Genomic DNA, 24,725 nt, shown 5'->3' with positions numbered 1-24,725 from the left:
TCCGCGACCGATCATCCCTTGGTTGGGTCCTGGCCGCACGTTCTACGACAGGAGGAGTCCTCCGCGCAACGTATGCGCTCCTCCTTAGGGACGATTCCGGTCCCCAGGGGCCGAAGCGGTCGAACCGCGCACCACCAGCTCCGGCATGAACACGAATTCACTGTGCGGCGCCGGAGTTCCACCGATCTCCTCCAGCAACGTCCGCACGGCAGCCTGTCCCATGGCCGGGACCGGCTTGCGGATCGTCGTCAGGGGTGGGTCGGTGAAGGCGATCAGGGGGGAGTCGTCGAAGCCTACGACCGATATGTCCTTCGGCACCTCCAGACCCCGCTGGCGCGCCGCCCTTATCGCGCCGAGGGCCATCATGTCGCTCGCGCAGACCACCGCCGTGCACCCCCGGTCCATGAGGGCGGTGGCCGCGGCCTGGCCGCCCTCCAGCGTGTACAGCGAGTGCTGGACCAGTCGCTCCTCGATGTCGGCCGGGCTCAGCCCCAACTGCTCCTGCATCGTGCGCACAAAGCCCTCGATCTTCCGCTGCACGGGCACGAACCGCTTCGGACCCAGGGCGAGTCCGATGCTGGTGTGCCCGAGCGAGACGAGGTGCGTGACCGCCAGGGCCATCGCCGCGCGGTCGTCCGGGGAGATGAAGGGCGCCTGGACCTTCGGCGAGAAACCGTCGACCAGGACGAACGGGACGCCCTGGGCGCGCAGCTGCTCGTAGCGCTGCATGTCCGCCGAGGTGTCGGCGTGCAGACCGGAGACGAAGATGATGCCGGCGACGCCCCGGTCCACCAGCATCTCCGTCAGCTCGTCCTCGGTGGAGCCGCCCGGCGTCTGGGTGGCGAGGACCGGGGTGTAGCCCTGGCGGGTCAGGGCCTGGCCGATGACTTGCGCCAGGGCCGGAAATATGGGGTTCTCCAGCTCCGGGGTGATCAGGCCCACCAGGCCCTCGCTGCGCTGCCGCAACCGGACCGGGCGCTCGTAGCCCAGGACGTCGAGCGCGGCCAGGACGGACTGGCGGGTGGTCGCGGCGACGCCCGGCTTCCCGTTCAGGACGCGGCTGACAGTCGCCTCGCTGACCCCCGCCTGGGCTGCGATGTCGGCAAGCCGTGTGGTCACAGGATTGGACTGTACCGGTCGCATCTCAGACTGCCCACCAGACCGTTGAATCTGCGGGCAGTTCGGTCGTTTCGGTACCCGGCTCGACGTCCGCGCTGGCGAGCAGCAGGGTGCCCGGGGTGGGCAGCGAGAGGGGGTCCGCGGTGAGGTTCACCGTGCAGACGAACGAGCCCTCGGCGGTGTCCCGGCGGAAGGCGAGGACCCCGTCGGGCGTCGGCAGCCAGGTCACCTGGCGGCCCGCGCCGAGCGCCGGGTGCTCGCGGCGCACGGCGAGCGCGCTGCGGTAGAACTCCAGCGTCGAGGTGGGGTCGCCCTCCTGCGCCTCGACCGTGAGGTTCTTCCAGGAGGCCGGCTGCGGCAGCCAGCTCGGGCCGCCCTCGACCGGGCCGAAGCCGAACGGCGCGACCTCGCCGGACCACGGCAGCGGCACCCGGCAGCCGTCGCGGGTGCCGTCCTGGCCCGCGCTGCGAAAGAACGCCGGGTCCTGGCGGACCTCGTCGGGCAGGTCGACGACCTCGGGCAGCCCGAGCTCCTCGCCCTGGTAGAGGTACGCCGAGCCGGGCAGCGCCAGCATGAGCAGGGTCGCCGCCCGTGCCCGGCGCAGACCACGCGCCTCGTCCCCTTCCGCGAGACGCGTGGAGTGCCGTACCACGTCGTGGTTGGAGAGGACCCAGGTCGCGGGCGCGTGCACGGCGTTCATGGCGCCGAGCGAGCGGTCGATGACCTCGCGCAGGTCCGTCGCGTTCCAACCGGTGGTCAGATAGGAGAAGTTGAAGGCCTGGTGCAGCTCGTCCGGGCGCAGGTAGAGGGCGCTGCGCTCGACGGTCGGCGTCCATGCCTCGGCGACCGCGATGCGCTCACCCGCGTACTCCTCCAGGATGCGCCGCCAGCTGCGGTAGATCTCGTGCACGCCGTCCTGGTCGAAGTACGGCACGGCCTCGGTGCCCAGCAGCTTGACCTGCTCGTCGTGGCCGATGTCCGGCAGACCCGCCGCCTTGACGAGACCGTGGGCGACGTCGATGCGGAAGCCGTCGATGCCGAGGTCCAGCCAGAAGCGCAGGATGGAGCGGAACTCGTCGTGGACGGCCGGGTGGTCCCAGTTGAAGTCGGGCTGCTCCGGCGCGAACAGGTGCAGGTACCACTCGCCGTCCTCGACGCGGGTCCAGGCAGGCCCGCCGAAGATGGACTCCCAGTCGTTGGGGGGCAGTTCGCCGTCCTCCCCCTTGCCGGGACGGAAGTGGAAGCGCTCCCGGATCGGCGAACCCGGGCCCTCGCGCAGCGCCTGCTTGAACCACTCGTGCTGGTCCGAGCAGTGGTTGGGCACCAGATCGACGATCACCCGCAGCCCCAGCCCGTGCGCGTCCCGCACCAGGTCGTCGGCGTCTGTGAGGTTGCCGAACATCGGGTCCACCGCGCGGTAGTCGGCCACGTCGTAGCCCGCGTCCGCCTGCGGGGAGGCGTAGAAGGGGGACAGCCACACCGCGTCGACGCCGAGTTCCTTCAGGTACGGGAGCCGGGCCCGGACGCCCGGCAGGTCACCCATGCCGTCGCCGTTGCCGTCCGCGAAGCTGCGCGGATAGACCTGGTAGATGACCGCGTCGCGCCACCACTCCCGGCGCCCGGAGGCGGCGGAGGAGGCGTCGGTGGGGAGTGCGTCGGTGACGTGCTGGGTCATGGATTCCCTTAGGGGTGCGGGGGGAACGACGGAGGCGCTTGCTGAGTACGAGGGGGCCGCTAAGTGCGGGCGGGCCGTCAGGATTTCGTGCCTCCGGCCGTCAGACCGGAGACCAGGCTGCGCTGCACCAGCATGAAGACGAGGGCCGCCGGAAGGGTGATGATGATCGCCGTGGCCGAGGTCCACGCCCAGTCGGGCCGCTGGTCCTGCGCGAAGGTGCGGATGCCGACGGCGAGCGTGTAGTGGTCGGACTGCATGAACTGCGTGGCGTACGCGACCTCGCCCCAGGCGGTGAGGAAGCTGTAGAACGCGGTCACCGCGAGACCCGGCTTGGCCAGCGGCACGATCAGCCGCCAGAACGTGCCGAACGGGGTGAGCCCGTCGACCCGGCCCGCCTCGTCTATCTCCTTGGGGATGGTGTCGAAGTACCCCTTCATCATCCAGGCGCAGAACGGCACCGCCGTCGTCGCGTACGCCAGGATCAGACCGAGGTAGTTGTCCAGCAGGTTCAGCTCGGACATAAGCAGGTAAAGCGGCACGATCAGCACGATACTGGGGAACATCTGCGTGACCAGGAAGGTCCACATCAGCTGCCTGCTGCCGGGGAACTTCATCCGGGACACGGCGTATCCGGCGGTCGCCGCGAGGAAGACGCCGAGCACGGTGGTGCCGCCCGCCACGACGACGGTGTTCAGGAACCACTTCGGCAGGTCCGTCTGGGACAGCACATCGCTGTAGTTGTGCAGGCTGAGGTGCGAGAACACCTCGCTCGGCTGCTGCCAGGCGTTCTTCGGGCCGAGCGAGATGAACAGGATCCACATCACCGGGAAGGCCGCGATCACCGTGGCGACGATCAGCGTGCCGTGCAGGGCGATCGAGGAGCCGAGGCTGCGTTCCTCGCGGCCGCGCACCTTGCGGGGGGTGGCCATGGCGGACCGGCCGGCGGTGGCGGTCGCGGAGGACTCGTGGGTTGCTGCGGTCATGGCGAGGGCTCCTTACGCCTGCTCGGACTTCAGGGTGCTGCGGCGGTAGAAGGTCGAGAAGGCCAGCAGGAGGGCGAGGATGATGATCCCGTACGTCGCCGCGCCCGCGTAGTCCGAGACGCCGGTGAACGCCTTGCGGAAGGCGAAGGTGACGAGGATGTCGGCGTCGCCGCTCGTGTTGTTGCCCAGCAGCAGGTAGATGATGTTGAACATGTTGAACGTCCAGATGCAGCCCAGCAGGATCACGGTGTTGGTCACCGGACGCAGGCCGGGCAAGGTGACGTTCACGAAGCGCTGCCAGGGGGAGGCACCGTCCATCTCGGCGGCCTCGTACAGCTCCTTGGGGATGGACTGCAGACCGCCCAGGATCGCGACCATGTTGAAGGGGACGCCGACCCATACGTTCACCATGATGACGGCGACCTTCTGGGCGAGCGGGGTGCCGAGCCAGTCCTGGGCCGGCAGGCCGAACGCGGTGATGATCTCGTTGAAGACGCCGTACTGGGAGTTGAGCATCAGCCGCCAGGCGAAGACGCCGATGAACGACGGAACCGCCCACGGCAGGATCAGCATCGCGCGGTAGAAGCCCCGGAAGCGGACCTTGCGGTTGAGGAGCACCGCGAGGCCCATGCCGAGGCCGACCATCACCCCCACGCCGACCACGGTCCAGATGATCGTCCACCACAGGCGCGGGTAGAAGTCGCTGTCCGCGCCCGACAACACGTGCCAGTAGTTGTCGAGGCCCACGAACTTGTACGTGGCCGGGCGGTGGAAGGCGCCGATGGTGGACGCCACGTTCGACTCGTTGGCGTCGGTCAGCGACTGGTAGATGCCGTACCCGAGCGGATACAGGACGAGGACGGTGAGGACGATGGCGACCGGGGTCACCATGGCCCAGGCGTACCAGTACTTGTCCCAGGACCGCCGGAGCGCCGAAACGCGTGGGGGGCGCGCGGCGTTCTTGCCGGGCGCTGGCTGATCGGTCTTCTCGGTGCTCGCTGCGGTCGTCATCCTCATCGGCTCTTTCGCGGCGGAAATGCGGAGGTCTGGGGCGGGGGAGATCTGGTGCCCCGGGGTCTGGCGACCCCGTTGGCCCCGTTGCCCCGGTGGACCCGGGGTCCGGTGGATCCGGGACTCGGTGGGCCCGGGGTCCGGAGTCCGGGGTCCGTGGGTCAGGGGGCCGGTGGGTCCGGGGGTCGGTAGGCCCGGGGTTGTCCGGGGCTCGGTGGGTCCGGGGGCCGGTGGGCCCGGGGTCCGGGTCCGGGGGTTGGTGGGTCCGTGGGCCCGGGGGTTGGTGGGTCTGTGGGCCCGGGGTCCGGTGGATCCGAGGTCTGGGGCTGGTGGGTCCTGGGTCCAGAGGCTCGGGTGGCCAGGGTCTGGTGGTCTGGTGGATCAGGGGTCCAGGGGCGGGTGGACCCGGGGTCCGGGGAGTCTGAGGGTCTGGGGGTCTGGTCAACCCGGGTCCAGGGGCCCGGGATCCCGTGGGCCCGGGGTCCGAAGTCCGGGGCCTGATGGATCCAGGGATCCGGCGGGCCCAAGGTCCAGAGTCCCGGGCCTGCGGATCAGGGATCCGGGACTCGGTCGACCCGCGGGGCCGGGGCCCTGGGGGTCTGGTGGATCCGGGGTCCAGGGCCCGGTGGGTCCGGGATCTGGGGATCCGGGTCCGGGGCCTGGCGGGTCCGGGGATCCGGGTCCGGGGCCTGCTGGGTCCGGGTTCCGGGGTTCCGGGGCCTGGTGGACCCGGGGTCCGGGGATCCGGGTCCGGGGCCTGCTGGGTCCGGGGGCCGGTGGGGCCGGTGGTCCTGAGGGAACCGGTGACCGCAGCCCCGGGGGAGCCCCATTCGGGGCGGCAGCGGGGAAAACGTTCCCCGGGGCTGCGCGTTCTTCGGTTACCGGTGGATCAGGGGTTGCCCGGTCAGCCGATGGTGTAGCCGGGCAGGAGCTTCTGGAACTCCTTGGCGGTGGCGTCGAGACCGGTCTTGACGTCCTCGCTGCCCTGGAGGATCTTCACGTAGTTCTGCGCGAGCGGCGTGAAGAGCGAGCCGACCTGCGGCAGCGCGACGCGCGGACGGGCGGTCTGCTCCAGGATCGGCTTGAAGCCGGCGATCTTGGCGTCCGCCGTGACCTCGGCCGTGTACGCCGACTTGCGGGTCGGCAGCGTGCCGGTGCCCTTGGCGATCTCGACCTGGCTGTCGGTCGAGGTCATGAACTGGGTGAAGAGGTACCCGGCGTCCAGGTTCTTGGAGCCCTGGTAGACCGCGAGGTTGTGACCGCCGGTCGGCGCCTGGGCCTTGCCACCGGGGCCGGCCGGGACGGGCGCGTAGCCGAGGTTGGTCTCCTTGCCCTTGAAGGCGCTGCCGCTCAGGTCCTCGCTGACCGACCAGGGACCCTGGACCAGCATGGCGACCTTGCCGGTCTTGAACGCCGTCTGCATGTTCTGGTAGGCGTTGGCGTAGTCGACCTTCATCGACGCCTCGTCCTGGATCTTCTTCGCCGTGGTGATCGCGGTGACGGCGTTGGCGTCGGAGATGGTGATCTTCTTGGCCGAGGTGTCGGCCATGTCCGCGTTGTTGCTGTAGAGCAGCGGGAGCAGGAAGTAGGAGTCCGGGTTGAGGTAGGTGCCGTACGCCCCGGTCTTCTTCTTGATGGTCTTCGAGTCGGAGATGAACTCGTCCCAGGTGGTCGGCGGCTGCGCGATGCCGGCCTTCTTCAGGAGGTCCTTGTTGTAGAGGAGACCCAGGGTGTCGGTGACCGAGGGGACGCCGTACGTCTTGCCGTTGTACTTGGTGGTGTTCAGCGGACCCGAGTTGAAGTCCGAGGTGTCCTTCAGCGCGATCGTGCCGTCGAGGGGGGCGATGTAACCGAGCGAGGCGTACTCGGCCATCAGACCGACGTCGGTGCGGACGACGTCCGGGGCGCCCTTGCCACTCTTCGCCGCCGACTTGAACTTCTGCTCGACGTCGCTGAACGGGACGCTCTGGTAGTTCACCTTGATCTTCGGGTACTTGGCCTCGAACTTCTTGATGAGAGCCTTGTACGTCGGGGCTTCGGTCGCCGCGTCCGATGTGTCCCAGTACGTGATCGTCCCGGAAATGTCGCCTGCGGCCTTCGGCTTGCTCGACGAGTTGTCGTCGGAACCACCGCAGGCGGTCGCGGTCAGCGCGATGACGGTCACCGCGGCGGCGATCGATATGCCACGTCGCATATGAACTCCTAGAAGAGGGTTTGCCCGGATCTTCCCTTGGGAGGACCGCGGGTGCCGTCTGTCCCATCGACGGCCGCCGGGCTGGGGAGGAAACTAACAGCGCTGCAAGTCCTTGCGAAAGACGTTGCAAGGAAATTTCCGCAAGATCCCGCAAGCGTGACGTTCCCGTTACCGCAAGGTGTCGCAAAGAGGTCGCAAAGAGGAAAGCGCCGTATCGGGTATGTCCGATACGGCGCTTTCGCTACAGGCTTCCGCGCGGCTCGCGGAAGCCGCTCAGCAGCTGGTCTTGCCCGCGTAGAGCGCCAGCGCCGTGTTCGCGCCGAGGGTCGCCGTGAACTGCCCGGAGCCGTTCACCGTGACGCTGGTGTTGTTCTGGACATTGCAGTACGTCCCCGCCGCGAGGGATGTCTGATAGGTCCGGGTCAGCGAGCCCGACTCGTGGTTGATGGCCACGTACCCCTTGGCGCCGCGGCCGAAGGCGATCGCGTCGTTGCCGTCGTCCCACCAGTCGGTGACCGACTGGCCCCGGGTGGCGTTGCGGAAGGCGACCATCGACTTGATCTCCGGCCAGGCGTGCTGGCACTTCCAGCCGTCCTGCCAACAGGCGTTGACCGTGCCGCCGTTGGGCGGGCCGGCGTCCACGTCCGACCATTCGTAGCCGGAGTTGATGTCCGGGGCGCCGTACGGGTAGGCGAGCATGAAGACGTTGGCGAGGGTGTAGTTCGCCCCGTCCTTGTAGTTGAGCGTCGAGCCGTTGCGTTCGGTGTCGTGGTTGTCGACGAAGACGCCCGCGACGGAGCTGCTCATATAGCCCCAGCCCTCGCCGTAGTTCTTCAGGTAGGCGAGGTTCTCGTTGTTGAAGACCCGCTTGAGGTCGTAGGCGTACCGGAATTCCTGTACGTCGCCGTTGCCGGTGTACTCGGTCGGCTGGACCGCCTCCCCGGCGCCGTAGATGACCTCCTGCTTCCAGTACACCGACGGATTGGTCAGCCGCGACTTGATGTTGGCGAGGTCGGTCGCCGGGATGTGCTTGGCCGCGTCGATGCGGAAGCCGTCCACGCCGTACCCGAGCAGGCTGTTCATGTACCCGGCGATGGTCTTGCGGACGTACTCCTCGCCGGTGTCCAGGTCGGCGAGCCCGACGAGCTCGCAGTTCTGGACGTTGGCGCGGTTGGTGTAGTCGCTGACCGTCGCCGTGCAGTCGTCCATGTCGTACGAGGAGTACAGGCCCGGATAGTTGTACTTCGTGTACGAGGAGCCGCCGGTACCGGTGCCGGAACCCGCCGCCATATGGTTGACGACCGTGTCCGCCACGACCTTCACGCCTGCCGCGTGACAGGTGTTGATCATGTTCTGGAAGGCGGTCGCGTCACCGAGCCGTCCGGCGATCCGGTAACTCACGGGCTGGTACGAGGTCCACCACTGCGAGCCCTGTATGTGCTCGGCGGGTGGCGAGACCTGGACATAGCCGTAACCGGCCGGGCCCAGCGTGTTGGTGCATTCCTTGGCGACCGAGTCGAACTTCCACTCGAACAGAACGGCGGTGACGTCCTTCGTGCCCGGCGGGGAAGCCGCCGCGACACCCGGGGGGAGGGCCACCGAGACCGCCAGGCCCGCCGCGAGGGCGAACGAGGCGGCAAGTGTCTTCCTGGCCATGTTTCCTGCCATGTGGGTGCTCCTGCACTTCGTCGTGCGGGTGGGGGGAACGGAAGCTATCCGTTGGTTCGGGTTTCAGCAAGATGTCGAAAGAACTTCCAACGCGTGTATTGACGTGGCCCCTTGACCGCGCCCACTCTCGCACCGCGGTCAACTTGCTTCCCCAGCAACCCAGTTGGCCGCATTCCCGCACCTCCGTCCCCCGCAAGGAGTTGCCGTCATGCGCTGGATCAGATCACGGGCGTTACCCCTGGCCACAGCCGGACTGCTGGCCCTCGGCGGAGCCGCCGCGCTGCCCGCCCCGGCCGCCCACGCCGCCGTCTTCGACACCGGCATCCCCAACGGCGATGTGATCGCCAACCTCTGGGAGTGGAACTGGAAGTCGGTCGCCGCCGAGTGCACGAACGTGCTCGACCCGGCCGGCTACGGGGCGGTCCAGGTCGCCCCGCCCGCGGAGTCGTTGAAGCAGACGAACTACTACTGGTGGGACGTCTACCAGCCCTACGCCTACAACCTGAACAGCCGCTTCGGCACCGCGGCCCAGTTCAAGACCATGGTCGACACGTGTCACGCGGCCGGCATCAAGGTCTACACGGACGCCGTGATCAACCACACCGCCGCCCAGACGGGCACCGGTTACAACGGCACGGTCATCACCAACAAGTACGACACCCCCGACTACGACCCCGCCGACAGCGACGACTGCACGAAAACCATCTCCAACTGGTCCGACCGGTACGAGGTCCAGCACTGCGAACTGCTCGGCCTGCCCGACCTGGACACCGCCGAGAGCGGCGTCCGCACGAAGATCATCGGCTTCCTCAACCAGCAGATCGACCTGGGTGTCGACGGCTTCCGTGTCGACGCGGCCAAGCACATCGACGCCGCCGACCTGAGCGCCATCGTCGCCGGACTGCACACCACGACCTCCGGCACGGCGCCGTACATCACCCAGGAGATCTACCCCGGCACCCCGCCCGCGCAGGACGAGTACTACGGCACCGGTGACGTCCTCGACTTCACCTTCGCCGCGCAGATGAAGTCCCAGTTCCAGGGCGACATCGCCAACCTGGCCGGCTTCGGGAGCAGTTGGGGCCTGACGGCCGAGGCCAACTCCAACACCTTCGTCACCAACCACGACACCGAGCGCAACGGTTACTCGCTCAGCTACAAGGACGGCGACACCGCGGTCCTCGCCAACGTCTTCCAGCTGGCCCGGGGCTACGGCCGCCCGTCCGTCTACTCCGGCTGGACCTTCAGCCAGAGCGACGAGGCCCCGCCGAACTCCGCCGGTTTCGTCACCGACACCACCTGCGCGAGCGGCTGGTACTGCCTCGACCGCAACACCGCGGTCTCCGGCATGATCGGCTGGCACAACGCGGCGAGCGGCTACGCGGTCGCCAACTGGCAGTCCCCGTCCTCGAACGTCATCGGCTTCGGCAGGGGTGGCGCGGGCTTCGTCGCCATCAACAACAGCTCCGGCGCCAGCACGTACACGTACACGACGGGCCTGGCCGACGGGACGTACCCGAACGTGATCGACGGTGGCGCGACCACCGTCACCGTCACGGGCGGCAAGGCCTCCCTGACCGTGCCCGCGAAGTCGGCGGTCGCCTTCTACGACCCGGACTACATCTGCACGGTGAACTGCGGCGGAGACGGTGGGGGCGGAGGCGGCGGTGGTTCCACCAGCGTCACCGCGACCTTCGACGAGTACGCCTCCACCACCACCGGCACCGATGTGTACGTGGTCGGTTCGGTCGCCGCGCTGGGCAGCTGGAACACGGCGAACGCGGTGAAGCTGGCGGCGTCGGGCTACCCGATCTGGAAGGCCGACGTCTCCGTTCCGGCGAGCACGAGCATCGAGTACAAGTACATAAAGAAGGACTCGTCCGGAAACGTCACCTGGGAGTCCAACGCCAACCGGGCTCTCACGACGGGTACTTCGGCGGTCGAGGTCGACAACTCCTGGAACGTGGCCGACGCCGACGCCACGGACGTGACCTTCGCAGTCAACGCCACCACCGACTACGGCACCAACGTGTACGTCGTCGGTTCCCTCCCCTCCCTCGGCTCCTGGAACACCGCCGACGCGATCCCGCTGTCCTCGGCGTCGTACCCGTACTGGGGCCGACTGGTCATCGTGCCCAAGTCGACGTCGTTCGCGTACAAGTACATCAAGAAGGACTCCTCCGGAAACGTGACGTGGGAGTCCGGCGCCAACCGCGCCTACAGCACCGGCTCGGGAACGGGTTACAGCGTCAGCGACACCTGGCACTGAAAGTTCTTGCTCAGAGTTTCAAGACTCTTGCTGTAAGGCTTGCGTGGGCGATACCGTCGCGCCGGTCGCCCGGCATCGAGGCCGTGTCTCGGCTTGAAGCCGGTCCGGACGAGCTGTTCGAGCCGTAGCCGTACTGAGCCGTATTCACTAGGAGTTCACGCCTGTGGCCCTGATACCGAGATGGCCGGCGCCCGGGGCGCGCCGCCGCACCCCACCCCGGCGAAGAATCGCCGCCGTCGCCGTGGCCGCCCTCGCGGCAGCGTTCCTCCAGCCGATCGCGGCGCGGGCGCAGACCCCGCCCGCGCCGCCCTCGGACGCGAAGCTCGCCGCCGAGCCGGCCCGGCACGACGACACCCGCGAGCAGTTCTACTTCGTGATGCCGGATCGTTTCGCCAATGGCGACACGTCCAACGACCGGGGCGGGCTGACCGGTTCGCGCCTCGCCACCGGGTACGACCCCACGGACAAGGGCTTCTACCAGGGCGGCGACCTGAAGGGGCTGACCAGCAGGCTCGACTACATCAAGGGGCTCGGCACCACCGCCATCTGGATGGCGCCGATCTTCAAGAACCAGCCCGTGCAGGGCGAGGGCAGCAACGCCTCGGCCGGGTACCACGGTTACTGGATCACCGACTTCACCCAGGTCGACCCGCACTTCGGCACCAACAAGGACCTCGCGACCCTCATCTCCAAGGCGCACGCCAAGGGTATGAAGGTCTTCTTCGACGTCATCACCAACCACACCGCCGACGTCGTCGACTATGAGCAGAAGTCCTACGACTACCTCTCCAAGGGTGCCTTCCCGTATCTGACCAAGGACGGGAAGCCCTTCGACGACGCCGACTACGCGGCGGGAGGCGCCGGGTTCCCGTCCGTGGGCGCCGGGTCCTTCCCCCGTACGCCCGTCGTGCCCGCCGCCAAGAAGAACGCCAAGGTGCCGTCCTGGCTCAACGACCCGACGATGTACCACAACCGCGGCGACTCCACCTATGCCGGCGAGTCCACCACCTACGGCGACTTCTCCGGCCTGGACGACCTGTGGACCGAGCGTCCCGAGGTCGTCAGCGGCATGGAGAAGATCTACGAGAAGTGGGTCAGGGACTTCGGCGTCGACGGCTTCCGGATCGACACCGTGAAGCACGTGGACATGGAGTTCTGGACGCAGTGGGCCACCGCGCTGGACGCGTACGCGGCCGAGCGGGGCCGGAAGAACTTCTTCATGTTCGGCGAGGTCTACTCCGCCGACACGTCGATCACCTCCCCGTACGTCACCCAGGGCCGGCTCGACGCCACCCTCGACTTCCCCTTCCAGGACGCGGCACGCTCGTACGCCTCCCAGGGCGGCAGCGCCAAGAAGCTCGCCTCGGTCTTCGGTGACGACTACAAGTACACGACCGACAAGGCCAACGCGTACGAGCAGGTCACCTTCCTCGGCAACCACGACATGGGCCGCATCGGATACTTCCTGAACCAGGACAACCCGAAGGCCACCGATGCCGAGCTGGTGAAGAAGGACGAGCTCGCCAACGAACTGATGTTCCTCAGCCGCGGCAACCCGGTCGTCTACTACGGCGACGAGCAGGGCTTCACCGGTGCGGGCGGCGACAAGGACGCCCGCCAGACGATGTTCGCCTCCAAGGTCGCCGACTACCTCGACGACGACGAGCTCGGCACCGACCGCACGCATGCGAGCGACGCCTACGACACGAGTGCGCCGCTCTACAAGGAGATCGCCGCTCTCTCGAAGCTGCGCAAGGACAACCCGGCCCTCGCGGACGGGGTGCAGACGGAGCGGTACGCGGCCGACGGGGCGGGCATCTACGCCTTCTCCCGTACGGGCGGCAACAAGACCGAGTACCTCGTCGCCCTCAACAACGCGGGCGAGGCGAAGACGGCGACCTTCGCGACCGGCTCCGCCGACATGACCTTCCAGGGGATCTACGGGACCTCGTCCCGGCTGACGAGTGACGCCGGCAAGAACGTCACCGTCACCGTCCCGGCGGGTTCCGCCGTCGTCCTCAAGGCGGCCCGCCCGCTCGGCGCCCCCGCCGCGAAGCCCTCGCTCACCCTGAAGGCGCCGGACGCGGGCGCCACCGGCACCGTCGAGCTCGGCGCCGACGTCAACGGCGGTTCGCTCGACCGTGTCGTCTTCGCCGCCCAGGTCGGAGGCGGGAAGTGGCGGACGCTCGGCTCCGCCGACCACGCCCCGTACAAGGTCACCCAGGTCATCGGCAAGGACGTACCCGCTGGAACCGCCCTGCGCTACAAGGCGGTGGTCGTCGACTCGGCCGGGCGGACCGCGAGTGCGACGGCCACGAGCACCACCGGGACCCCGCCCGCCCCCGAAGTCCCCACCGCCTCCTCGCGCGACTACGCGATCGTCCACTACAAGCGCACCGACGGCGACTACACCGACTGGCGGCTGTACGCCTGGGGCGACCTCGCCGACGGCGAGTCGACGACCTGGCCCGCGGGCCACGACTTCATCGGCCGGGACGCCTACGGGGCCTTCGCCTACGTCAAGTTGAAGCCCGGCGCCTCCAGTGTCGGCTTCCTCGTCATCGACAAGGACGGCAACAAGGACGTCGCCACCGACCGCACGATCGACGTCACCAAGGCGGGCGAGGTCTGGGTCGAGCAGGGCAAGGAGGCCGTACAGACCCAGCGGCCCGACTACCCGGCGCAGGACACCACCAAGGCCGTACTGCACTACCACCGCGCCGACGGCGACTACACCGGCTGGGGACTGCACGTCTGGACCGGGGCCGCGACACCCACGGACTGGTCCAAGCCCCTGGAACCGGTCAGGACCGACGCCTATGGCGCCGTCTTCGAGGTGCCGCTCACCGCGGGTGCCACCAGCCTCAGTTACATCCTCCACAAGGGCGACGAGAAGGATCTCCCGACCGACCAGTCGCTCGACCTCACCGCGAACGGCCACGAGGTGTGGCTGGTGAACGGGCAGGAGAAGTATCTGCTCCCGCAGCCCGCGGGCAGCGCGGCCGCGCTCGACCCGACCACCTCCAAGGCGGTCTGGATCGACCGGAACACGGTCGCCTGGAACGGCTCCGAGGCCGCGGCCTCCACCCAGTTGCTGTACTCCCACGACGGCTCGATCGCGGTCAAGGACGGGACGCTGACCAGCGACGACGAGCGCTGGCTCCGGCTTTCCAGGACGACCCTCACCGACGCCCAGAAGGCCGCGTTCCCGCACCTCAAGGACTACACCGCCTGGTCCGTCGACCCGCGCGACCGGGGCCGGGTGAAGGAGGCCCTGAACGGTCAGATCGTCGCCTCCCAGCGGGCCGCGAACGGTGCCGTGCTCGCGGCGACCGGCGTCCAGATCGCCGGCGTACTGGACGATCTGTACGACGCGACCGAGGCACAGCTGGGTCCGACGTTCCGTGACGGTCGTCCCACGCTGGCCGTGTGGGCGCCGACCGCGCAGAGCGTGGCGCTGGAGCTCGACGGCTCCACGGTCGCCATGAAGAGGAACGACACGACCGGCGTCTGGTCCGTCACCGGCGCGAAGTCCTGGCGGAACAAGCCCTACCGGTACGTCGTGAAGGTGTGGGCGCCCACCGTCCGCAAGGTCGTCACCAACAAGGTCACCGACCCGTACTCGCTCGCCCTCACCGCCGACTCCGAGCGCAGTCTCGTCGTCGACCTGAAGGACAAGTCCCTCGCCCCGAGCGGCTGGTCCTCCCTCAAGAAGCCCAAGGCCGTGCCGCTGCGGGACGCCCAGATCCAGGAGCTGCACATCCGGGACTTCTCGGTGGCGGACAAGACCGTCCCGGCGAAGGACCAGGGCACCTACCTCGCCTTCACCGACAAGAACAGCGACGGGTCCAGGCACCTGCGGGCCCTCGCCGCGTCCGGCACCTCGTACGTCCACCTCCTGCCCGCCTTCGACATCGCCACCGTCCCCGAGAGGAAGTCCGAGCAGGCGACCACCGGCTGCGACCTCGCCTCCTACCCCGCCGACTCCCAGAAGCAGCAGGAGTGCGTCGCCGCGATCGCCGCGAAGGACGCCTACAACTGGGGCTACGACCCGTACCACTACACGGTCCCGGAGGGCTCGTACGCGAGCGACCCGGACGGCACCGGCCGTACGGTCGAGTTCCGCCAGATGGTCAAGTCGCTGAACGAGGACGGCCTGCGGGTCGTCATGGACGTGGTCTACAACCACACGGCCGCCAGTGGTCAGGCGGACACCTCCGTGCTCGACAGGATCGTGCCCGGCTACTACCAGCGGCTCCTCGCCGACGGGTCCGTCGCCACCTCCACCTGCTGCGCGGGCACGGCCACCGAGAACGCCATGATGGGCAAGCTGGTGGTGGACTCGATCGTCACCTGGGCCAAGGAGTACAAGGTCGACGGCTTCCGCTTCGACCTCATGGGGCACCACCCCAAGGCCAACATCCTGGCGGTCCGGGGGGCCCTCGACGCGTTGACCCTCGCGAAGGACGGGGTCGACGGAAAGAAGATCATCCTGTACGGGGAGGGCTGGAACTTCGGCGAGGTCGCCGACGACGCCCGCTTCGTGCAGGCCACCCAGAAGAACATGGCCGGCACGGGTATCGCGACCTTCTCCGACCGGGCGCGTGACGCGGTGCGCGGCGGCAGCCCCTTCGACTCCGACCCCGGCGTCCAGGGCTTCGCCTCGGGGCTGTACACCGACCCCAACTCCTCGACGGCCAACGGCACTTCGGCCGAACAGAAGGCCCGGCTGCTGCACTACCAGGACCTCATCAAGATCGGGCTCAGCGGCAACCTCGCCACCTACCGTTTCACCGACACCGACGGCAAGGAGGTCAAGGGCTCCGAGGTCGACTACAACGGTCAGCCCGCCGGATACGCGGCGGCACCGGGTGACGCCCTCGCGTACGCCGACGCGCACGACAACGAGTCCCTGTACGACGCCCTCACCTACAAGCTGCCCGCCACGACCGGCGCGGACGACCGGGCGCGGATGCAGGTCCTCGCCATGGCGACCGCCGCCCTCTCCCAGGGCCCGTCGCTCTCCCAGGCGGGCTCCGACCTGCTGCGCTCCAAGTCCCTCGACCGCAACTCGTTCGACAGCGGCGACTGGTTCAACGCCATCCACTGGGACTGCCGGGACGGCAACGGCTTCGGACGCGGACTGCCGATGGCGGCCGACAACGCGTCCAAGTGGCCCTACGCCACACCCCTGTTGAGCACCGTCAAGGTGGGATGCCCGCAGATCGAGGGCAGCTCGGCCGCGTACCAGGACCTGGAGCGGATCCGTACGACCGAGAGCGTCTTCTCGCTGTCCACCGCCGGGCAGGTGCAGTCGAAGCTCTCCTTCCCGCTGTCCGGCAAAAACGAGACGCCCGGCGTGATCACGATGGAACTCGGCGACCTCGTCGTCGTCTTCAACGCGACTCCCACCGCACAGGAGCAGACGATCGGCGCCCTGGCCGGGACGGCGTACGCGCTGCACCCGGTGCAGGCGGCGGGCGCCGACCTTATCGTCAAATCCTCCTCTTACAAGGGGAAAACGGGCACGTTCGCCGTTCCGGGGCGCACTGTGGCGGTATTCTCCCGGACCTCCTGAAAGGGCATTACCTTGGTGGGGCAGACCTCGAACCCGGTCTGTCCCACCGGCGTGTCCAAGGGCTGGCAGATGGAAGTCAACGGCAAGCGGACAGACACGACCGTGCTGGTCGTGGACGATGTGGCGGCCAGTCGGTACGCCATGAGCGCCGTGCTGCGCCGCGCCGGTCACCAGGTCGTCCCGGTCGCCAGCGGCTCCGAGGCGCTCGTCGAACTCGACGTACGGCTGCGCAAGGGCACCCTGCCCGACGTGGCGCTCGTCGATGTGGACCTGCCGGACATGAGCGGCTTCGAACTGTGCCGTCGGCTCAAGGCCCGGCCCCACATGGCCGGCCTGCCCGTCGTGCACTTCTCGGCCGCCGCCGTGGACGCGGGTGACCGCTGCCGGGGCCTCGACGTGGGCGGCGAGGCGTATCTGACGGTGCCCGCCGAGCCCGAGGAGATCGACGCGGTGGTCCGGGCCGCGGTGCGCGCCGCCCGTCTCAGGGCCGACGACCAGGCGCTGGCACGGCGGCTGACCCGGCTGGCGGAGACGGTCGTCGCCATCCAGACGGCGCGCTCCCCGCAGGAACTCGCCGACGCCGCCGCCGACGGCGCCGCGCGGCTCACCGGCTCTCCCGCCGCCGTCTTCGTCCTCGGCCCGGACGACGAGCTGTACCGCGGCACCTCACGGGACCGCACCTCGCTCGCGATGCCCGACGAGGGCGCCCACCGGTCCGTGGCCGGACTGCTCCGACGGCTCACCCGGGGGCAGTCGGGCGTCCAGATCACCACGGTGCCCGCGCCGCTGTGGCCGGCCGGGTTCTTCCGGCCGGGCGTGCAGCACGACGCCCGCCTGGCGCTGATCCCCATCCAGGAAGGCCGGGCCTCTGTGTGCCTCGCCACGCCCACCCGCGGGGTGCGCCGGGTCAGTCCCGAGGACGAGGCCCTGCTGGCCCGGCTCGCCGAGGCCACCGCGCTCGCCGCCGAACCACTGCTCATGTACCAGGTCGAACGGCACGTCGCCCTCACCCTCCAGCACAGCTTCCTGCCCCAGCCGCACCGGCTGCCCGAACTGCCGGGCGTCGACGTCGTGGTCCGGTATGTGCCCGCGTCCGCGGAGACCGAGATCGGCGGCGACTTCTACGCGGCCCTGCGCACCGGCGAGGGCGTGCTCACCGCGGTCGGCGACGTCGTCGGGCACTCGCTGGAGGCGGCCACCGTCATGGTGGAGATCAGGCACGCGCTGCGCGCCTACAGCGTCGAGGAGAGCGACCCGGCCGTGCTCGCCGAGCGCCTCGACCGGATGCTCCAGCGCTACCACCCCGGCATCACCACGACCGTCTGCCTGGTCCTGGTCGACCCCGCCACCGGACGCACCCGCATCGCCAACGCCGGCCACATCCCGCCGCTGATCATCCGGGACAACGGGGGCGCCGACTACTCCAAGGCCGCCGGCCCGCTGCTCGGTGTGGGCCTGCCCCACCCGTCGCCCACGGAGCTGTTCCTCGAACCCACCGACCGGCTCCTCATGGTCACCGACGGCCTGATCGAGACCCGGGGCACCGATCTGGCGGTCTCGATGGAGCACCTCCGCGCCGCCGCCACCGGCGCCCTGCCCGGCCTGGACGCCCTCTGCGACACCCTGCTCGACTGTTTCGGCCGGGACCGCGAGGACGACATCGCACTGCTGGCGCTGCGGCTAGGGTGACCGGGAAACCCTAGAACAGGAGTGCCCATGCCGAACATCACCGTCGAGCATTCCCCGGCTCTCGACCACGTCGACTGGCGCGCCTTCGCCCTCGCGCTGCACCCGGTGGTCGTCGAGACCGCCGCCGCGAAGATCGAGGCGTGCAAGACGCGGACGCTGCGCACCGAGGACGAGGTGGTGGGAGCGGAGGCGGACCCGGACGCGCACGCCATCGTGCATGTCACCCTCGCCCTGCTGGCCGGCCGCACCGAGGAGACCAAGGCGAAGCTCACCGAGGCCACCCTTGAGCTGCTGCGCAAGCACGTCGAACCCACCGACGGGCGCACGCTGCACGTGTCCGCCGAGGTGCGCGAGCTCGACCCGTCGTACCGGAAGTACGTGCAGTAACCGCTATGCGGCGGCCGGGGGTGAGGCCAGCGCGATCAACCGGACGGCGAGGTCGGTGAACGGCCCGTCGCCCGGGTCGCCCTTGAGCGCCCGGCGCAGCAGCTCGCCCAGCTCCTTGTCCTGCGTGGCGCTCACCGCGGCCAGCGCCGCGAAGTCCTGCACGAGCTGCACCTCCAGCTCGCCGCGCGGAATCCGCCGCCCGTCCAGCCAGATCAGCGCCGTCGACTCGACGAGCGAGATCCAGGAGCGGATCACCAGCTCCAGGCGGGCGGGCGGGTCCTCGACCTTCAGATGCGACAGGATCTGGACGTAGGCGGCCTGCCGCACCGCGTCGACAAGCGCGTTGGTCTTGGAGGAGCCGACCGCGGGACCGCCGCGCATCAACGCCGAGAAACCGGGCCCGTGGTCGTCCACGAAGTCGAAGAAGCGGCGCATGACCCGCAGCAGCCGCGAGCCCAGGGGGCCCTCGTGCGGCTCCACGAAACGGCTCGCGAGATCGTCCGAGGCGCGCTGCAACGCCGCCTCGTACAGGCTGAGTTTGCCGGGGAAGTAGTGGTAGACCAACGGCCGTGAGATACCCGCGGCCGCGGCTATCTCGTCGATGGAGACCTCGTCGGGTGAGCGTCGGCTGAAGAGGTCGAGGGCGACGCCGATCAACTGCTGCCGCCGCTCCTCGACACCCATCCTGCGGCGTACCCCGGTTGTCATACGAACACCTTACCGATCGGATCCGGCCCCGAACGGGCCGGTCCGGCCATGGTCGTTCACATGTCCAACACGAGGCGATCACCGAGCGCCCGCGACACACAGATCAGCATCGAGTCACCACGCTCCGTGTCGGTGAGCAGTTCGTCGCGGTGCTCGATCTCCCCTTCCAGCACGCGCTGTTGGCAGGTTCCGCAGAATCCCTGCTCGCAGGAGTAGGCGGTGTCGGGCAGTTCGGCGCGTACGGCGGCGAGCACGGTGGTGTCGGCGGCGACGCTCACCGTACGTCCGCTGCGCCGCAGTTCGACCTCGAAGGCGCCGTTGCCCTCGGCGGAGGTGCCCGGCGTGAACCGCTCCAGGTGCAGCGCCGCACCGTCGGGCAGGCGGCGTCCGACCGCCTCCATCAGCCCCTCGGGGCCACAGCAGTGGACGGCCGCGCCCGCCGGCACGTCCGCGAACAGCGCGTCGAGATCCGGCCGTCCGTCCTCGTCCTCGGCCACGACGGTGACCCGGCCGCCGCGCAGCTTCCCGATCTCCTCCAGGAACGGCATCGACGCGCGCGACCGGCCGCCGTACAGCAGCCGCCACTCCGCGTGGTCCTGGACCGCCCGCAGCATCGGCAGGATCGGTGTGATCCCGATGCCGCCCGCGACGAAGACGTACGCGGGCGCCGGCGCGAGGGGGAACCGGTTGCGCGGCCCCCGCACCTCGACCTCCATGCCTTCCCCGAGCTGTTCGTGGACCTCGCGCGACCCGCCCCGCCCGTCCTCGACCAGCCGGGTGGCGACGGTGTACGACGAGGTGTCCTCCGGGTCCCCGCACAGCGAGTACTGCCGTACGAGCCCCGAGGGCAGGACGAGGTCGAGGTGGGCGCCGGGCTCCCAGCGCGGCAGACCGTGCCCCTCCAGGCGCAGTTGTACGACCCCGTCGGCGACCCGCTCGTGCCGGGTGACCAGCAGCCGCAGCGCCCGGGAGCGCGGCCGGCCGGAGATCGGCTCCTCCAGGGCGGGCAGCGGCCACAGCGGCGAGACCTCGATCCGGCGGCGCAGCGCCCGCCGGACGAGCAGGGCCGTACCGGCGACGGCGACGACGGTCCGCAGCCGGGGCGTCATCCGGCTCTCCTCTCGGCAGCCGTCGCCGCCGGTGACGAGGCGAGATAGGCGACCGCCTGCTCGGTCGAACCCTCCTGGGAGGGGTGGTAGGTGCGGCTGAGATAGCGGGGAATGGACTTGAGCATGTCGCCGGTCGACGGCAGTACACCCCGCTTCCCGCCCAGGTAGAAGTCCTTGAAGCTCGCCCTGCCCGCCGTGAGGGTCGGGTCGTTCTCCATGAAGAACCGCGCCCCGCGCTGCCACAGGAAGACCAGGGCGGTGAAGGCCGTGGCCCAGGTCCGGGCGCGGCGCCGGTAGCTCCCGTCGACGTGGAGGAAGAGTTCGAAGGCCACGGACCGGTGCTCGACCTCCTCCGCGCCGTGCCAGCGCATCAGGTCCAGCATGGTGGGATCGGCGCCGCGCCGGTCCAGCTCCTCGGCGTTCAGGATCCAGTCGCCGAGGAAGGCGGTGTAGTGCTCGATCGCCGCGATGATCGCGACGCGCTCCATCAGCCACCATCTGCGGGCCCTGCCCGGCGGGAGGGTGCGGTCGCCGAGCAGCTTCTCGAAGAACCAGTCGACCTGCGCGGTGTACGGCGTCGGGTCGAGCCCGAGTTCCCTGAGGTGGGGGAGTACCTCGTCGTGGGCCTGCGAGTGCATCGCCTCCTGTCCGATGAACCCGATGACGTCCGCGCGCAGCCGCTCGTCCCGGATGTAGGGCAGTACCTGCTTGTACACGTGCACGAACCAGCGCTCACCGGCCGGCAGCAGCAGGTGCAGCACGTTCATGGTGTGCGTGGCGAACGGCTCACCCGGCACCCAGTGCAGCGGTGTGTCCTCCCAGGAGAACGACACCTTCCGCGCCTTGAGCGGTATCCGCTCGGACTCGACCGGCCGGGGCGGCAGGGCGGCATGCTTGTTAGACATGCCGTCAATGTACTGACGGGTAGGGGTCGGGAGAACCCCTGTGCGCCCACTTGTTGACGCGAGGGCCGGCCGTGACACCCGAGGACGGGCCGGACAGGACCTGAGCGGGCCGAACGAAGTCCGCCGCGGTACGTCGGCGCCCTGAAGGGGCGCGGGGCCGTGACATTGAGCGGCTCCGCCGCGTGGGCGCGACCAGCCACGACGGCGCCGCAGACGACCGACGGCACATCCCGGCACTTCCGGCGGAGCGCTCAGCGCAGTCCGTCGACCGCCCGTCCGTCCGTCAGGGTGCCCTTCAGTCCGGCCTGATCCCCCCGCTTCGTCCGTACGGCGAGCAGCGCGCCCCGGGCCGACCCGCTCACCCCGCCCGTCGTGCTGATCGAGGCGGTGTCCTTGCTGCCCGCCGCGAGGAGGTACCAGTCGCCCGTGCCCGACTTCCACAGCACGCCCGCCAGCACATGGGGGTCACGGCTGCCGCACGCGGGCGAGTTCTCGGCCTTCGCCGCGATGGCGCCGTACGCCCCGTCCGGGGTGTGGAACTGGGCCAGGACACGGGTGCCGTCGCCCCGCCAGGTGTCGGCCCGGGTGCACACCCAGGCGGCCTGCCCGCTCGCGTCGGGCAGCGGCTGCTGCGCGTACTGCCAGGCGTTCACGGTCCGCACGCCCTGGGAGCGCACGGCGGCCAGGGAGCAGGCGAACGGCGCCCAGTTGCGCAGCGCCGCCGGGCCCGCGGCCTCGTGGGGTGTCGCGGGCGGCCCCGAGGTGAGATGGGCCGGGATCAGCTCGCCGAGATCGGTCAGCAGGTGCGGGCCCGAGGTGTCGGTCACCTCCATGACGTTCCACGAGGTGCAGGTGCCGGCCGGGGCGGGACCGGCCAGCGGCGTGCTGACACCCTCGGCCGAGAGGGTGAGGGGCGTCGGGCCCGCGGTCGGCTTCATCAGGTCGCGCTCGGCGGCCCTGGTCACCCAGGGGGCGGTCAGATAGCGGACGTTGCCGTCGGCCCGGTCGAGGACCAGCGCCTCCGCCTCGGCCCCGGTCGCGCCGTCGACCCGGGCGAAGTCGAGGGCCGCGCCGCCTGTGTCGGCGCGCGACTCGGCGTACCGGGCGATGCGCAGTCCGTCGTAGAAGAGCACCACGCGCGCCTGGTCCGCATCACCGGCGTACAGCAGTTGCGGCGGTCCGGCCGGGGCACCCGAGGGAGTGCCGGGCGTCGCCGAGACCTGCACGGACTCGCCGGGCCTGGCCCAGACGGCGAGCGCGCGGCGCAGCAGCGCGGTGTCCCCGGCGAGGTTGCCGCGCGCGGGCCACACGGAGAAGTCGGTGCGCGCGGACGACCGCCACGCCGTCGGGGCGACCCGCGTCACCTTCCCGGGGTCGAGAGCGGCCTCGGCGGCCGGGTTCTGCGCGTACGACGGGGCGGCGGCGCCGTCGGGTCCCCAGCCACCGCTGGGCAGGGCGAGCAGCGCGCCGCAGACGGCCGCCGCGACGCCGGCGGCGAGCGCGGCCTTCATGTGCTGTCTGCGCCGCATCAGGTCGGTGGGCCGGGCGTGCAGCGAACAGGGGTCGAACTCGGGGGACAGGAGCAGGGCGTCCCTGGCCTCGACACCGCCCGCCTCCTGGAGCGCCGCGCCCGGGTCGTCGACGCCCGCGGCCGTCAGTACCTTGCGCACGTCGGGGTCGGGCAGCTTCTCCAGGCCGCGCAGGACATACGCCGCGCGGGCGGGACTGGACAGGGCCGACAGCCGCTGGTCCAGGGCGAGTTCGTCGGCGCCGCCCGAGCGCGGGAAGAGCCTCAGGCCCCACACCTGGGGCAGCAACGGAGGCAGTTGGGACCGCTTGGGCCAGGCCGCGCGCCGCAGCGGCACCCCCGCCTCCAGCGCCGTACGTACGACCTTGAGGCGGACGAGGGCGTAGCCGGGGTCGCCGTCGCGGCCGGTGGCCTGGGCCGGGATCAGGGTGGCGGTCGTGCGCCCCCGGGGCAGGGCGCGCTGGGTGAGGGCGTGCGCGGTCAGCACCCGTCGGTTGCGGCCGAGGCTCGGCGGCAGCACCAGATAGGCGAGCCGGACGAGCCGCGGGTAGTGCTCGACGAGAGCGGCCTCGGCCTGCTCGACGTCGACGACCGGTCCTGGGGAGGCTGCGGAGCGCGGGGCTACATCCTGTGACTGCACGTTCAGCAAAACGAGCGAATCGGTGGATGGTCACCTGGCTCCGGAGAGTTACTCCCCGGGTGGTACGAGCAACCGCGCGTAGTTCGCCATGGACCGCTGGTAGCGCGGCAGATGGGGCGCGAGAGCGGCGATCACCAGCGAGAGGCCCTCGCGTTCGCGGCCCAGGTCGGCGAGGCAGAGCGCGAGGGTGGCGCGTACGGCATCGTCCAACTCGTCGGAAGGGGCGTCGAGTTCGGGAGTGAGGAGCTTGACGCCCTCCTCGGCCTGCCCGATGTTCCGCAGGGAACTGGAGAGTTGGATCTTGGTGCGGCGGGCGCGGTAGCCGCCGAGGCCGCGGGCGAGCGCCTCCCGGTACAGCGGTACCGCCTGGTCCGAGTGGCCGGTGGAGTCCCAGGCGCAGGCCCGCTCGAAGGGGCCGACGGGGCTGTCCGCGGGCAGTTCGGCGACCAGCGCGTCGATCACCGCCCTGAAGTCCGCCGCGTCCGCTTCTTCATAGTCGTCGAACGTGGCCCAGGCCGCCGCCGTACGCTCTTCCCAGTCTTCGGTCACGGCCACACCTTCGCACACACGTGCCCGTTGCGGCATCGGCATTCCCACCGGATGCCTTTCCGTCCGTAACGGGGGAGATTGAGCACTTGGCGCGCCGCAGCCGTATCGAAGACCAGGGCCCTCGCCGGGGCTCTCGACGGCGTGGGCGCCGACAGGTACCGGAGGAACGTATGAGGTTGACACGCGAAAAGCTGAGCGGGCACGGCCTTGCGGTCGTCGCGGCCGCGGCTCTGCTGGCGCTGACCGGCTGCGGCGGGTCGGGCGGGGGAGGAACCAAGAGCGACTCGGCCGACCGGGTCCCGGCCACCGCGACCGGCAGTCTGGAGGATCTGGCGGCCGAGGTGAAGTGCAAGCCGGACATACAGACGGATGCCGACGAGATCCGTCAGGCGATCTGCAAGAACACCGACGGCAAGTTCGTCCTCGCGACCTTCGCCACCGACCGCGGCCAGCGCGAGTGGATCAACGATGCGAAGGACTACGGCGGGTTCTACCTCGTCGGCGCCAAGTGGGTCGCCGTCGCCGACCAGAAGGTGGTCACGGAGCTGCGCGGCACGCTCGGCGGTGACATGGAGGTCGGGACCGACCACCACCAGCATTCCCACAGCGGCTGAGCCGCACGTACGGCACACACGCAGAAGGGCGGGGGGGGGGGGTGCCCCCCCCCCCCCGCGGCGAGGCGGGCCCCCCAGACGGGGTAGTCACAAAAACAA

Annotated in this window: 16 protein-coding genes; 5 read left to right on the top strand and 11 right to left on the bottom strand. The window is 69.8% G+C overall.

The genetic code is table 11. From position 1 onward, the window contains the following. Window positions 1-84: 84 nt before the first annotated feature. From ACIRA5_RS05240 to ACIRA5_RS05215, 6 genes are all read right to left on the bottom strand, one after another. Window positions 85-1,119, bottom strand: a complete 1,035-nt coding sequence (locus ACIRA5_RS05240) for a LacI family DNA-binding transcriptional regulator (protein ID WP_352051959.1) — start codon at window positions 1,117-1,119, stop codon at window positions 85-87. 25 nt (window positions 1,120-1,144) lie between these two features. Continuing rightward, window positions 1,145-2,794: a glycoside hydrolase family 13 protein gene (locus tag ACIRA5_RS05235; protein WP_403687449.1), complete on the bottom strand. Its 1,650-nt coding sequence runs from the start codon at window positions 2,792-2,794 to the stop codon at window positions 1,145-1,147. A 77-nt stretch (window positions 2,795-2,871) separates the two neighbouring features. Continuing rightward, complete coding sequence (locus ACIRA5_RS05230) at window positions 2,872-3,777, bottom strand: sugar ABC transporter permease (RefSeq protein WP_403687446.1); 906 nt, start codon at window positions 3,775-3,777, stop codon at window positions 2,872-2,874. 12 nt (window positions 3,778-3,789) lie between these two features. Then, window positions 3,790-4,788, bottom strand: a complete 999-nt coding sequence (locus ACIRA5_RS05225) for a sugar ABC transporter permease (protein WP_352051956.1) — start codon at window positions 4,786-4,788, stop codon at window positions 3,790-3,792. Window positions 4,789-5,692: 904 nt separating this feature from the next. Further along, window positions 5,693-6,982 carry an extracellular solute-binding protein gene (locus ACIRA5_RS05220; RefSeq protein WP_403687443.1) on the bottom strand — a complete coding sequence of 430 codons (1,290 nt, stop codon included), beginning with the start codon at window positions 6,980-6,982 and terminating at the stop codon, window positions 5,693-5,695. A gap of 273 nt (window positions 6,983-7,255) precedes the next feature. Then, window positions 7,256-8,638, bottom strand: coding sequence for an alpha-amylase family protein (locus ACIRA5_RS05215; RefSeq protein WP_382238470.1), 1,383 nt, complete (start codon window positions 8,636-8,638; stop codon window positions 7,256-7,258). 220 nt (window positions 8,639-8,858) lie between these two features. Between ACIRA5_RS05215 and ACIRA5_RS05210 the strand changes: the two genes are divergently transcribed. The 4 genes from ACIRA5_RS05210 to ACIRA5_RS05195 all read left to right on the top strand — a co-directional run bounded on the left by ACIRA5_RS05210 (window position 8,859) and on the right by ACIRA5_RS05195 (window position 18,573). Continuing rightward, a complete protein-coding gene (locus ACIRA5_RS05210) occupies window positions 8,859-10,919 on the top strand; it encodes a carbohydrate-binding module family 20 domain-containing protein (protein ID WP_403687441.1) in 2,061 nt (686 codons plus the stop codon). A gap of 169 nt (window positions 10,920-11,088) precedes the next feature. Then, the gene (gene pulA, locus ACIRA5_RS05205) at window positions 11,089-16,497 is read left to right on the top strand and encodes a pullulanase-type alpha-1,6-glucosidase (RefSeq protein ID WP_403688572.1); all 5,409 of its coding nucleotides are present in this window, start codon (window positions 11,089-11,091) and stop codon (window positions 16,495-16,497) included. A 69-nt stretch (window positions 16,498-16,566) separates the two neighbouring features. Next, window positions 16,567-18,186, top strand: a complete 1,620-nt coding sequence (locus tag ACIRA5_RS05200; protein ID WP_403688570.1) for a SpoIIE family protein phosphatase — start codon at window positions 16,567-16,569, stop codon at window positions 18,184-18,186. Between the two features lie 27 nt (window positions 18,187-18,213). Continuing rightward, window positions 18,214-18,573 carry a 5-carboxymethyl-2-hydroxymuconate Delta-isomerase gene (locus ACIRA5_RS05195; protein ID WP_403687439.1) on the top strand — a complete coding sequence of 120 codons (360 nt, stop codon included), beginning with the start codon at window positions 18,214-18,216 and terminating at the stop codon, window positions 18,571-18,573. Window positions 18,574-18,576: 3 nt separating this feature from the next. Here ACIRA5_RS05195 and ACIRA5_RS05190 read toward each other — a convergent pair whose 3' ends face one another. The 5 genes from ACIRA5_RS05190 to ACIRA5_RS05170 all read right to left on the bottom strand — a co-directional run bounded on the left by ACIRA5_RS05190 (window position 18,577) and on the right by ACIRA5_RS05170 (window position 24,048). Next, window positions 18,577-19,281 (bottom strand): TetR/AcrR family transcriptional regulator, encoded by a 705-nt coding sequence (locus tag ACIRA5_RS05190; protein ID WP_403687437.1) that lies wholly within the window; start codon window positions 19,279-19,281, stop codon window positions 18,577-18,579. Window positions 19,282-19,337: 56 nt separating this feature from the next. Further along, window positions 19,338-20,390: a PDR/VanB family oxidoreductase gene (locus ACIRA5_RS05185; protein WP_403687435.1), complete on the bottom strand. Its 1,053-nt coding sequence runs from the start codon at window positions 20,388-20,390 to the stop codon at window positions 19,338-19,340. Beyond that, window positions 20,387-21,295 carry a metal-dependent hydrolase gene (locus ACIRA5_RS05180; RefSeq protein ID WP_403687432.1) on the bottom strand — a complete coding sequence of 303 codons (909 nt, stop codon included), beginning with the start codon at window positions 21,293-21,295 and terminating at the stop codon, window positions 20,387-20,389. Before ACIRA5_RS05180 ends, ACIRA5_RS05185 begins: the two co-directional genes overlap by 4 nt. A gap of 251 nt (window positions 21,296-21,546) precedes the next feature. Further along, complete coding sequence (locus tag ACIRA5_RS05175; RefSeq protein WP_403687430.1) at window positions 21,547-23,463, bottom strand: hypothetical protein; 1,917 nt, start codon at window positions 23,461-23,463, stop codon at window positions 21,547-21,549. A gap of 48 nt (window positions 23,464-23,511) precedes the next feature. Continuing rightward, window positions 23,512-24,048: a tetratricopeptide repeat protein gene (locus ACIRA5_RS05170; RefSeq protein ID WP_403687427.1), complete on the bottom strand. Its 537-nt coding sequence runs from the start codon at window positions 24,046-24,048 to the stop codon at window positions 23,512-23,514. Window positions 24,049-24,182: 134 nt separating this feature from the next. Between ACIRA5_RS05170 and ACIRA5_RS05165 the strand changes: the two genes are divergently transcribed. After that, window positions 24,183-24,626 (top strand): hypothetical protein, encoded by a 444-nt coding sequence (locus ACIRA5_RS05165; RefSeq protein WP_352051947.1) that lies wholly within the window; start codon window positions 24,183-24,185, stop codon window positions 24,624-24,626. Window positions 24,627-24,725 lie beyond the last annotated feature (99 nt).

It is taken from the genome of Streptomyces sp. NPDC096311, from assembly GCF_044763085.1.
GTDB lineage: Bacteria > Actinomycetota > Actinomycetes > Streptomycetales > Streptomycetaceae > Streptomyces.
The sequence above is the reverse complement of the archived record's forward strand: the minus strand, read 5'-3'. Positions and strand labels throughout refer to the sequence as shown.

Excerpts from the sequence above, each read along its gene's own strand:
- ACIRA5_RS05220 (WP_403687443.1), bottom strand. The coding sequence starts at position 6,982 with ATGCGACGTGGCATATCGATCGCCGCCGCGGTGACCGTCATCGCGCTG.
- ACIRA5_RS05195 (WP_403687439.1), top strand. The coding sequence starts at position 18,214 with ATGCCGAACATCACCGTCGAGCATTCCCCGGCTCTCGACCACGTCGAC.
- ACIRA5_RS05170 (WP_403687427.1), bottom strand. The coding sequence starts at position 24,048 with ATGCCGCAACGGGCACGTGTGTGCGAAGGTGTGGCCGTGACCGAAGAC.
- ACIRA5_RS05210 (WP_403687441.1), top strand. The coding sequence starts at position 8,859 with ATGCGCTGGATCAGATCACGGGCGTTACCCCTGGCCACAGCCGGACTG.
- ACIRA5_RS05190 (WP_403687437.1), bottom strand. The coding sequence starts at position 19,281 with ATGACAACCGGGGTACGCCGCAGGATGGGTGTCGAGGAGCGGCGGCAG.
- ACIRA5_RS05200 (WP_403688570.1), top strand. The coding sequence starts at position 16,567 with ATGGAAGTCAACGGCAAGCGGACAGACACGACCGTGCTGGTCGTGGAC.
- ACIRA5_RS05230 (WP_403687446.1), bottom strand. The coding sequence starts at position 3,777 with ATGACCGCAGCAACCCACGAGTCCTCCGCGACCGCCACCGCCGGCCGG.
- ACIRA5_RS05165 (WP_352051947.1), top strand. The coding sequence starts at position 24,183 with ATGAGGTTGACACGCGAAAAGCTGAGCGGGCACGGCCTTGCGGTCGTC.
- ACIRA5_RS05180 (WP_403687432.1), bottom strand. The coding sequence starts at position 21,295 with ATGTCTAACAAGCATGCCGCCCTGCCGCCCCGGCCGGTCGAGTCCGAG.
- ACIRA5_RS05185 (WP_403687435.1), bottom strand. The coding sequence starts at position 20,390 with ATGACGCCCCGGCTGCGGACCGTCGTCGCCGTCGCCGGTACGGCCCTG.
- ACIRA5_RS05215 (WP_382238470.1), bottom strand. The coding sequence starts at position 8,638 with ATGGCCAGGAAGACACTTGCCGCCTCGTTCGCCCTCGCGGCGGGCCTG.
- ACIRA5_RS05235 (WP_403687449.1), bottom strand. The coding sequence starts at position 2,794 with ATGACCCAGCACGTCACCGACGCACTCCCCACCGACGCCTCCTCCGCC.
- ACIRA5_RS05225 (WP_352051956.1), bottom strand. The coding sequence starts at position 4,788 with ATGACGACCGCAGCGAGCACCGAGAAGACCGATCAGCCAGCGCCCGGC.